General features: G+C 73.6%; 8 protein-coding genes. 3 read left to right on the top strand and 5 right to left on the bottom strand.

Annotated features, from left to right (window positions below):
• Window positions 1–212 precede the first annotated feature (212 nt).
• From ABTZ03_RS43620 to ABTZ03_RS43605, 4 genes are all read right to left on the bottom strand, one after another.
• The gene (locus tag ABTZ03_RS43620; RefSeq protein ID WP_350518839.1) at window positions 213–887 is read right to left on the bottom strand and encodes a nucleoside/nucleotide kinase family protein; all 675 of its coding nucleotides are present in this window, start codon (window positions 885–887) and stop codon (window positions 213–215) included.
• A 51-nt stretch (window positions 888–938) separates the two neighbouring features.
• Window positions 939–1,901 carry a S66 peptidase family protein gene (locus tag ABTZ03_RS43615; RefSeq protein WP_350518838.1) on the bottom strand — a complete coding sequence of 321 codons (963 nt, stop codon included), beginning with the start codon at window positions 1,899–1,901 and terminating at the stop codon, window positions 939–941.
• A gap of 145 nt (window positions 1,902–2,046) precedes the next feature.
• Window positions 2,047–3,162 carry a tryptophan--tRNA ligase gene (gene trpS / locus ABTZ03_RS43610; RefSeq protein WP_350518837.1) on the bottom strand — a complete coding sequence of 372 codons (1,116 nt, stop codon included), beginning with the start codon at window positions 3,160–3,162 and terminating at the stop codon, window positions 2,047–2,049.
• Between the two features lie 199 nt (window positions 3,163–3,361).
• Window positions 3,362–4,933, bottom strand: a complete 1,572-nt coding sequence (locus tag ABTZ03_RS43605) for an APC family permease (RefSeq protein WP_350518841.1) — start codon at window positions 4,931–4,933, stop codon at window positions 3,362–3,364.
• Between the two features lie 332 nt (window positions 4,934–5,265).
• Here ABTZ03_RS43605 and ABTZ03_RS43600 point away from each other — a divergent pair, with 332 nt between their 5' ends.
• Both ABTZ03_RS43600 and ABTZ03_RS43595 read left to right on the top strand, forming a co-directional pair.
• Window positions 5,266–6,318, top strand: coding sequence for an ABC transporter substrate-binding protein (locus ABTZ03_RS43600; protein WP_502894774.1), 1,053 nt, complete (start codon window positions 5,266–5,268; stop codon window positions 6,316–6,318).
• A gap of 324 nt (window positions 6,319–6,642) precedes the next feature.
• Entirely contained in the window at window positions 6,643–7,869 is a 1,227-nt protein-coding gene (locus ABTZ03_RS43595) for a hypothetical protein (RefSeq protein WP_350518836.1), read from the top strand.
• Here the strand turns inward: ABTZ03_RS43595 and ABTZ03_RS43590 are convergent.
• Window positions 7,866–8,390, bottom strand: coding sequence for an NUDIX hydrolase (locus tag ABTZ03_RS43590; protein ID WP_350518835.1), 525 nt, complete (start codon window positions 8,388–8,390; stop codon window positions 7,866–7,868). The genes ABTZ03_RS43595 and ABTZ03_RS43590 overlap by 4 nt on opposite strands.
• A 135-nt stretch (window positions 8,391–8,525) precedes the next feature.
• Here ABTZ03_RS43590 and ABTZ03_RS43585 point away from each other — a divergent pair, with 135 nt between their 5' ends.
• Window positions 8,526–9,557: an ATP-grasp domain-containing protein gene (locus tag ABTZ03_RS43585; RefSeq protein ID WP_350518834.1), complete on the top strand. Its 1,032-nt coding sequence runs from the start codon at window positions 8,526–8,528 to the stop codon at window positions 9,555–9,557.
• Window positions 9,558–9,666 lie beyond the last annotated feature (109 nt).

Raw genomic sequence — 9,666 nt, 5'->3', positions numbered from 1 at the left:
CCCGTCCGACGTTTCAAACTCTAGCCGATCCCCGCTCCGAAAAGCGAATCCGGCCGCAATCCGATAAAACGCACATGACAAATAAGCCCCAGGCCAGGACGCGTAAAGAACGCGAAACAGGACCCGGCGCGAACCGAGAAGTGGTGTTTTAAAGGATTGGCCGCCCCGGGACCGTCCACACTGATGCGTGTCCGGTGCTCCCTGCCGAGCGACTAGAGAACACTACCCCTATCCGGCGCCGGGGGCAACCCGGTGCCGGAGACGGTCCGGATGCAGAGCGCCCGGCCCGGCTTCACGTACTCGCCGTTGGGGTGGTCGTTGCCGGTGACCCAGTGCAGCGCGGTGGCCTCGTCGCGGCCGCCCTCGCGGTGGCGGCGGAGCAGTCGCTGCTCGCGGACGGTGTCGTCGGTGTCGACGTACCAGAGTTCGCGCAGCAGCCGGCGGGCGTCGGGCCAGGGGGTGTCCGAGGAGGCGAGGTAGTTGCCCTCGGTGATGACCAGGCGGGTGTGCGGTCGGACGACGTGGCGGGCGGCGACCGGTTCGTCCAGGGTGCGGTCGAAGTCGGGGACGTAGATGTCCTGGAAGCGGTCGGCGGCGACCCGGCGCAGCAGGGCGACGTAACCGTGGGCGTCGAAGGTGGCCGGGGCTCCCTTGCGGTGGGTCAGGCCGAGGCGGTCGAGCTGGGCGGCCGAGAGGTGGAAGCCGTCGAGCGGGAGGTAGGCGGCGGTGCCGGGGCCTTCGACGCGCTCGACCTCGGCGACCAGGTGACGGGCGAGGGTGGACTTGCCGGCTCCGGGCGGGCCGACGAGTCCGAGGATCGTACGGGCGTTGCTGCCCGGGCCGCGGAGGAGTCCGAGGGCAAGGGCGGTGAGGCGGTCCTCGTTCATGGCCGCACCCTACTCACCCCTCCCCCTCTCGTCCGGGCCCGGCAGCCGCCGTCAGGGAAGGGCGGGGACGAGGGCGGGGTGGTCCAGGGTGAGGGTGCCGGCGTCCGCGTCGAGCAGGGCCGGGACGCCGAGCGGGACGGTGAGGGTGGACGGGCAGTGGCCGAAGCCCAGGTCCCCGAGCACCGGCACCCCGAGGTCGCCGAGGCGGTCGAGCATCACGTTCCGGACGCGGTCGGGCCGTCCGCAGCCCTCCCAGGAGCCGAGGGCTATGCCGGCCACCCCGTCGAGGGCACCGGAGCGCAGGAACTGGGTGAGCAGACGGTCGAGCTGGTACGGGTGCTCGTTCACGTCTTCGAGGACCAGGATCCCGCCCCGGTAGGAGGGGCGGGCGGCGGGTGTACCCCGCTCGGCGGCGAGGACGTGGAGGCAGCCCCCGGCGGTGACGCCGTGGGCACGGCCGGGGACGAGCGGGGTCGCGGTGGGCGAGCCGAGGACGGTGACGGTGGCGGGCTCGAAGAGGGTCCGGCGCAGGTGTTCGGCGGTGGGGCCGTCGCCCACGAAGGAGGCGCCGGCGGCCAGCGGTCCGTACAGGGTGGCGAGGCCGAGGCGCTGGGCGAAGGCCTCGTGCAGGGAGCTGACGTCGCTGAAGCCGATGAAGGGCTTGGGCCGGGCGGCGCGCATCGCGGTCCAGTCGAGCAGGTCGACGATCCGGTGGACGCCGTAGCCGCCGCGGGCGCAGATGACGGCGTCGACGGTGGGGTCGAGCCAGGCGGCCCGGATGTCGGCGGCGCGGTCGGCGTCGGTGCCGGCCAGGTAGCCGAGGACGGGGTGGGTGTCGAGGACGTGCGGGGCGACGGTCACGCGCAGGCCCCAGGAGCGGAGGATCTCAACGCCGGCGGCGAGTCGCTCGGGGTCGATCGGGCCGCTGGGTGCGACGACGGCGATGTGGTCGCCGGGGCTCAGCTGCCGCGGGCGGGTCAGTCCCTGGCCGGGCGTGGTCGGTTGCTGGTCCATGGACCGGGCCTTTCGGGGAAGGGGCGGGGCCGGGGCGGGCCCGGGGTGTGGTCGGGGCCGCCCGGTGACGATATGCCCGCCCGTCGACCGGCCGATGTCGGCGGGGCGACGGGCGGACAGCGGGCCCGGCCGGGGTGGGGCCCCTTCAGATCGCGCCCATCACCTCCCGCACCTCGGCGAGGGTGGCGTCGGCGATGGCGTTGGCCCGTTCGGCACCGGTGCGCAGGACCTGGCGCAGGTGGCCGCGGTCGGCGGCGAGTTCGGCACGGCGGGCGCGCAGCGGACGGAAGTACTCGTTGACGGACTCGGTGACGGTGCGCTTGAGGGCGGCCGCACCGCCGTCGCCGATCTCCTCGGCGATCGCCTCCGGGGCGCGGTCCTGGCAGAGCGCGGCGAGCAGGACCAGACCGGAGACCTCGGGGCGGCCCGCCGGGTCGTAGGTGATGCGGCGGTCGGCGTCGGTCCTGGCACCGCGGATGATCCGGGCGGTCTCGTCCTCGGAGGCGCCGAGGGCGACGGCGTTGCCGCGGCTCTTGCTCATCTTGCCGCCGTCGGTGCCCAGCAGCATCGGGGCCTCGGAGAGCAGTGCCCGGGGGCGGGGGAAGACGGCGCTGCCGTCGGCGTGCGGGTAGCGCTCGTTGAAGCGGCGGGCGACGGTGCGGGCGACTTCGAGGTGGGGCAACTGGTCCTGGCCGACCGGGACGAGGTCGGCCTTGCAGAACAGGATGTCGGCGGCCTGGTGGACGGGGTAGGTGAACATCAGCCCGTTGACGGCGGCCTGGCTGGAGTGGGCGATCTCGTCCTTGACCGTGGGGTTGCGGCTGAGTTCGGCGACGCTCACCAGGCTGAGGAAGGGCAGCAGCAGTTGGTTGAGGGCCGGGACGGCGCTGTGCGCGAAGACCGTGGCGCGGTCGGGGTCGAGGCCGGCCGCGAGGTAGTCGAGGACGAGGTTCTCGGTGTGCTCGGCGAGCCGGTCGGCGATGTCGCGGTCGGTGATGACCTGGTAGTCGGCGACCAGCACGAACATCTCGACGCCCCGGTCCTGGAGCCGGACCCGGTTCCGCAGGGTGCCGAAGTAGTGGCCGAGGTGGAGCGGGCCGGTGGGGCGGTCGCCGGTGAGGACGCGGTGGGCGCCCGGGTCGTCGATCGGGTCCGCGCCGGTCAGATCGGCGGTCGGGTCGACGGTCGCGGTGGCGGTCGGATCGGCGGTCCCGGCGCCGGAGACGGTGGCGGCAGCAGTGGTGGTGGCGGTGGCGGTCATGGGGTTCTCCCTCGGTACGGCGGTGGTGGCGGCCGTCCGGGGCGCGGGCCCGTCCCGTGGGGAAAACGCGACAGGGCCGTCCATCCCGGACGGCCCTGGTCAGGCGAGTGTGGTGGCCGTCCTAGGACGGCCACCAGCACAGGCCCACGAAGCGCTTCATGCCCCCAACGATAGCGTCCGGTCCTCCGTTAGTCCTCCGTCAGTCCTCCACGACCAGGGCCTGGGTGTCCTGGCGCAGCGTCTCACCGCGGAAGAACTCGGGCCGGATCAGGCCGTACCAGGTCATCAGCCCGGCGCCGAGCAGCAGGATGCCGACGCCGATCACGAACACCGAGCCGATGCCGAACACCGAGCCGCTGCCGTAGTCGGGGGACCAGGCGTCGGTGAGGGTCTGCAGGAAGACGGCGCTCAGCAGGAGCCCGCCGAGCAGCGGGGCGACGCCCTTGAGCAGCAGGTCGCGCAGGCTGCCGCGGAGCGAGCGGCGGAAGTACCAGACGCAGGAGAAGGCGGTCAGCGCGTAGTAGAAGCAGATCATCAGTCCGAGCGCCAGGATGGTGTCCTGGACGACGTTCTCGCTGATCAGGCTCATGCCGACGTAGAAGACCGCGGTCGCCAGGCCGGCCGCGACGGTGGCGTAGCCGGGGGTGCGGAAGCGCGGGTGGACGGTGCCGAAGCGGGGCGGCACCGCGCGGTAGGCGCTCATCGCGAGCAGGGTGCGGGCCACCGGGATGAAGGTGGTCTGCAGGCTGGCGGCGGCGCTGGCGACGACGGCCAGGAAGAGCAGGATGCTCCACGGCGAGCCGAGTACCGGGCGGGCCAGCGCGGCGAAGACGTTGTCGGCCGTCGCCGGGTTGCCGAGGCCGTTGCCGGTGCTGCCGACGCCCGCGAACATCTGGGCGGCGATCGCGACCAGCAGGTACGAGCCGACCAGGGTGACCATGGTGATCATGGCGGCCCGGCCCGGGGTCTTGGCGCTGCCCAGGGTCTCCTCGTTCATGGTGAGGCAGGTGTCCCAGCCCCAGTACATGAAGATCGACAGCGACAGCCCGGCGGTGAACGCGCTGAACGAGCCGACCTGGAGCGGGTTGAGCCAGGAGAACGAGAAGCCGATCGAGTCGGGCAGGTCGCCGGCGGCGGCCTTGCCGATCGCGATGGCCGAGAAGAGCAGCAGCACGGCCAGTTGGAGGCCGACCAGGCCGTACTGGAACCACTTGGTGGCCGTCATCCCCCGGTAGCTCATCGCGGTGGCGCCGGCGATGAGCAGGACCACGGTGAGCAGGTGGACGGCCTTGTTCTGGTCCAGCCCGGCCACCCAACCGCTGCCGGTCATCTCACCGAGCATCAGGTAGAGGAAGTCCGTCGCGACCCCGGCCAGGTTGGAGAGCACGATGATCGTCGCGACGGTCAGGCCCCAGCCGGCCATCCAGCCGATCCGGGGGCCGAAGGCCTTGACCGTCCAGGTGAAGGACGTTCCGCAGTCCGGGAAGTCCTTGTTCAGCTCCTTGTACGCGAACGCGACGAGCAGCATCGGCAGGAAGCCGGCCAGGAACACCGCCGGCATCTGCACGCCGACCGCGGTGACCGTCGGCCCCAGCGTCGCGGTCAGGCAGTAGACCGGGGCGACCGTCGAGACGCCCAGCACCACGCTGCCCAGCAGGCCGACCGAGTTGCCCCGCAGGCCCTTGTCCCCCGCTCCCCCAGCTGTTCCCGGTTCGGGAACGCCACCACTGGTGCCACTGACCGGGGCACCCTGCGGAGCGCCGGGCGCCATTGCCCGGCCGCTGCTCGTGCGCTCTGAGAGCTGCTGATCAAACACGAGCGCACTCTAAGTCGGATGAGGAAGGTTGAATAGACCAACTCTTGGTGATTTTATGCACTTACGATGACTTTTGACGGCTCCGCGGACACCCCCGTCCGACGGGCACGGCGGGCAGCGGGATAGGTTTGCCTCACCTAACCCCGATATCTGACCCGATGACCCCGACTGCCCGGTCCCGACCCGTGAAGGAGCGTCGCGTGACCCCCCACACCGACGGCCCGACCCCCGCCCTCCGAGCCACCGCCCTCCGCACCCCCGGCCGACGCCGCTTCCTCACCGCCGGACTGACCGGCGCCGCCGTGCTCGGCCTCGGCGGGCTGCTCAGCGCCTGCGGCAGCTCCGGCGGCTCGGGCGGCGGCGAGAGCGGCGGAGGCGGCGGGAGCAGCGCCAAGCCGGGTAGCGGCGGCTCCCCCGACCAGAAGTCCGTCAAGCAGGGCGGCGACGACTACGCCACCGTGATCGAGAAGATGAAGGGCTTCGGCACCGACGCCGCCGCCGGCGTCTACCCGCGCACCGTCAAGCACGCCATGGGCGAGACCGTCATCCCGGCCCGGCCCACCCGGGTCGTGGTGCTGGACACCGGCGAACTCGACAACGTCGTCTCGCTCGGCATCCAGCCGGTCGGCGTCGTCCACACCGACGGTTCCAAGTCGCTGCCGTCCTACCTGAAGGACAAGGCGGGCAGCCCCGCCGCCGTCGGCACCATCAACAGCCTCAACCTGGAGGCGATCGCCGCACTCAAGCCCGACCTGATCCTCGGCAGCCAGCTGCGCGCCCAGGACCAGTACGCCCAGCTGTCGAAGATCGCGCCGACCGTCTTCTCGCTGCGCCCCGGCTACCCCTGGAAGCAGAACTTCCTGCTCAACGCCAGCCCCTTCGGCCTCCAGGCCGAGGCGCAGGCCCAGCTCGACGCGTACCAGGCGGCCGCCACCGCGATCGGGGCCGGGCTCGGCGACAAGCGGCCCACCATCACGCCGCTGCGCTTCATGCCGGGCCGGACCAGGCTCTACGCCGAACTCTCCTTCATCGGCACCATCCTCACCGACGTGCCGCTGCCGCAGCCGAAGATCGAGCAGGTCAAGGAACTCGCGGTGGAGGTCAGCCCGGAACAGATCGACCGGGCCGACGCCGACTGGATCTTCTACGGCGTCTACGGCAGCCCCAGTTCGACCAACCAGGACGCGGTGCTCGGGGGCGCGCTCTGGAAGACGCTCGGCGCGGTCAAGTCCGGTCAGGCCCGGCCGGTTTCGGACGAGACCTGGTTCCTCGGGCTCGGCGTCGCGGCGGCCAACGCGGTGCTCGCCGACCTCAAGGGATTTGTCGCACACGGGAGTTGAGCCGATCCACCGGGCGGGCGGCGGCGCCGATCCCCCGGTCGCGCCGCCGGACTCCCGGGCACACGCCCGGGAATGACGCTTGGAGCTGGTCGCGCGGTGCGGGAGGATCGTCGGGACCGTCCGCCGAAGGGCCCGCCGATGACCTCGCTCCACCCCAGTTCCACCGACTCCGCCCTAACCGGCCCGACCGCGGACGGCGCCGGATGCCCGACCCCGGGCGGCCCACCACCCGTGGCCGGCGCCGCTGCTCCCGGTGCTGCCGGCGCTGCCGCTGCCGACGCGCCCGTTGCCGGCCTGACTGCTCCGGGGGCGCCTGGCCCGGGGGTGTCACTGTGCGCGGTCGCGACGGCGGCCGACGGCGGTACGGTCTGCACCCCGGTCGCAGCGGGCGCTCCGGCCCGTCACGACTCGGTGCCGCAGCCGCGCACCCCGGAGGACGTCGAGGCGCAGCTCCGACGCGCCACGGCCGACGGCGATGCGACCACCGACCGGCTCCGGACGGCGTTCACCGACCGGCTGCGGGCCGCACGCGCCGAGGGGCGCTCGCTCGCCGAACTGGCGGCCGCGTGCCGCCGGTCCGTGGCGGAGGTGCGGGCACTGCTCGGGGAGGCGGCGGACGCCCCCTCCGCCGGGGCCGAGGAGGCCCGGGCTGCGGAGGGGGCCGGGGCTGCCGAGCAGACCGGGGCTGCCGAGGAGGCCGGGAGCGGCACCTTCGGCGGGGCCGGGGCGGGGTTCGTCCGGCTCCAGCAGCCGGCAGCGCCGCCGGAGGGCAACCAGCCCGCGCCGGTGACCCGTTCGACGCACGCGGAGGTCCGCGGCCTCGGCTCGCGACGGCCGTCACCCTCCCGCCGACTGCGCCGGATGCATCCGCAGGCCGACCGGACCGGGCAGGAGGCGACCGCACGGGAGACGGCCGCGGCCGACCCGACCGGAGCGGAACCGCGGGGTGCGGGGTGGGCGGGTGAACCGACCGGTGCAACGGGGGTGGTGGCCGACCGCGCGCCCCTGGCGGGCGGCCGGGCCCAGCCGTTCACGACCTCGGAGTTCGCCGCCCAGGAGTTCGCGGGTCCGACGGTCTCCGGTTCGACGTTCGCCGGTCCGGCCTCCGCGGGACCGGCATTCGCCGGACCGGAGTTCGCGGCCTCGGCTCCCCGGGCCGAACCGCCGCTCGGCATCCTGATCGGCGGCAGCCCGGTCCAGCCGGAGACGGTCGGCCGCCCGGAGGAGCGGACACCGGTCCGGGTGGCGGCCGAGCCGATCCGGGTCGGCCGCGGGACCAGCCTGGTCGTCCTGCCCTCCTGGCGTCCCGCGATCGCCGTCTCGGTGTCGACCGAGCAGCTGATCGCCGACACCGGGCTCACCGTCGAGCAGCTGGCCGCCACCCGGCTGACCGTACGGATGAACCCCTGGGCGCTGCACGACCGGGAGTTGGACCTGCACGGCTGGGAGATCGGCCCGGCCGGACCGACCGGACCGACCGGGCGGGCCCGGCGCGGCGGGAACGGCGGCGGGAACGGCGGGAACCGCAGCGGGAGCAGCGGGCGCGGCTAGCGGGCGTTCGGGACGTACCCGAGGTCGACGGGCACCGGAGGGCGCCCGTCGACCGCCCAGCCCGCGCGGACGGGTTCCAGCAGTTCCGGGAGCGTGGGCGGCCAGAGCGCGTCGGCGTTCTCGTCGACGAGGTCGGCCGGGGTCCACCAGCGCCAGTCGAGGATCCGGTCCTGGGCGTGCACCGCGCTGACGTCGCCGACCGGGCCGCGATGCGGTCCGCCGGTCAGGTAGATGTGTTCGTGCTGGCGGACCGGGGTGCCGTGCCAGGTGAAGTCGTGTTCCCAGGTGCAGAGCAGCGGGCCCGGTTCGAGGTCGGTCCAGCCGGTCTCCTCCCCCAGTTCGCGCCGGGCGCCGTCCCGCGGGCTCTCGCCCCGTTCCAGTCCGCCGCCCGGCATGGTCCAGTGGACGCCGACCTCGTCGTTGTCCGAACGGAGCAGGAACACCGAGCCGTTCGCATCCAGGACCACGGTGCGGGCGGCCCGGCGGGGAACGCGTTTGCGCGGTCGCAGCAGTCTTCGCATCGGGACACTCTGACAGCACCCGGACCGTGCGTCGATCGAATTCGCCTTCTCGCCCGCCCACTTGAGCCGATCCGGGGCAGCGAACCGCCGTCGAGCCGGGGCCGTCGGCGGCCCGCTGGCCGTACCCTGACCGCCATGCCCGTACCCTCGATGCTCTTTCCCGCCGATCCGCTCAACCCGCGTCGGCCCGATCCGCACTTCGCCTGGGAGGCCCGGCTGCTCCGGGAGTTGGGCGGCGAGCACCATCTGGTCGACCACGACGCGCTGCTCGGCGGGCGCGCCGAGGAGGCGGTCCAGCGGGTGCCCCAGGGCGGCGGACCGCTCTGGTACCGGGGCTGGATGCTCCCCTCCACCCGGTACGCCGAGTTCGCCGCCGCGCTCACCGCCCGCGGCGGCAACCTGCTGACCAGCCCGCCCGGTTACGCGGCGGCACACGAACTGCCCGGCTGGTACGGGGTGTTCGAGGGCGCGACCCCGCCCAGCGTGTGGATTCCGGCCAAGGGAACGGCGGCCCCCACGCCGGAGGAGCTGGCGGACGCGGCGACCCGGCTCGGCGGGAGCGGGCCGGCGATCGTCAAGGACTATGTGAAGTCGCGCAAGCACGAGTGGCACGAGGCCTGCTACGTACCGGAGTTGGCGGACCTGGCGGCCGTCGGCCGGGTGGTCGGACGGTTCGTCGAGCTGCAGGGCGAGTTCCTGGACGGCGGGGTGGTGCTGCGACGGTACGAGGAGTTCGAACGCACCTGCGGACCGCTTCGGGACACCGCGCGCCCTGCGGACGGCTCGGACGGCTCGGACGGCGCAGATGGCCCGGACGGCGCAGATGGCCCGGACGGCGCAGATGGCCCGGACGGCACGGATGGCCCGGACGGCACGGATGGGGCGGACTGCGGGGGGCGGGCGGTGGAGGCCCGGGTGTGGTGGCTGGACGGCCGGCCGATCCTGGTCGGGCCGCACCCGGACGCCCCGCACCAGCGGGTCGACCCCGACCTCAGCGAAGTGCCCGCGCTGGTGCGAAGACTCGGCTGCCGCTTCGTCACCACCGACCTCGCCAGCCGGGCCGACGGTTCCGGCTGGCGGGTGGTGGAGGTCGGGGACGGGCAGGTGAGCGACCTGCCGCGCGGGGTCGACGCCTCGGGACTGCTGGCCTCGTTGATCGCCGCCTGACGCTTCTGGGGCCGGCCTGTTCCACGGTCCGGGCCCCGGCCGGGGCGGGGGCGGGCGCGGCGGCGGCCCGGGCCTGGACCACCGCCAGGACGGTGGCGAGCTCCTCGGG

It is taken from the genome of Kitasatospora sp. NPDC096077, assembly GCF_040303245.1.
Lineage (GTDB): Bacteria > Actinomycetota > Actinomycetes > Streptomycetales > Streptomycetaceae > Kitasatospora.
This window is presented reverse-complemented; position numbering and strand designations above follow the sequence as displayed.

Excerpts from the sequence above, each read along its gene's own strand:
- ABTZ03_RS43620 (WP_350518839.1), bottom strand. The coding sequence starts at position 887 with ATGAACGAGGACCGCCTCACCGCCCTTGCCCTCGGACTCCTCCGCGGC.
- ABTZ03_RS43615 (WP_350518838.1), bottom strand. The coding sequence starts at position 1,901 with ATGGACCAGCAACCGACCACGCCCGGCCAGGGACTGACCCGCCCGCGG.
- trpS (WP_350518837.1), bottom strand. The coding sequence starts at position 3,162 with ATGACCGCCACCGCCACCACCACTGCTGCCGCCACCGTCTCCGGCGCC.
- ABTZ03_RS43605 (WP_350518841.1), bottom strand. The coding sequence starts at position 4,933 with ATGGCGCCCGGCGCTCCGCAGGGTGCCCCGGTCAGTGGCACCAGTGGT.
- ABTZ03_RS43590 (WP_350518835.1), bottom strand. The coding sequence starts at position 8,390 with ATGCGAAGACTGCTGCGACCGCGCAAACGCGTTCCCCGCCGGGCCGCC.
- ABTZ03_RS43585 (WP_350518834.1), top strand. The coding sequence starts at position 8,526 with ATGCCCGTACCCTCGATGCTCTTTCCCGCCGATCCGCTCAACCCGCGT.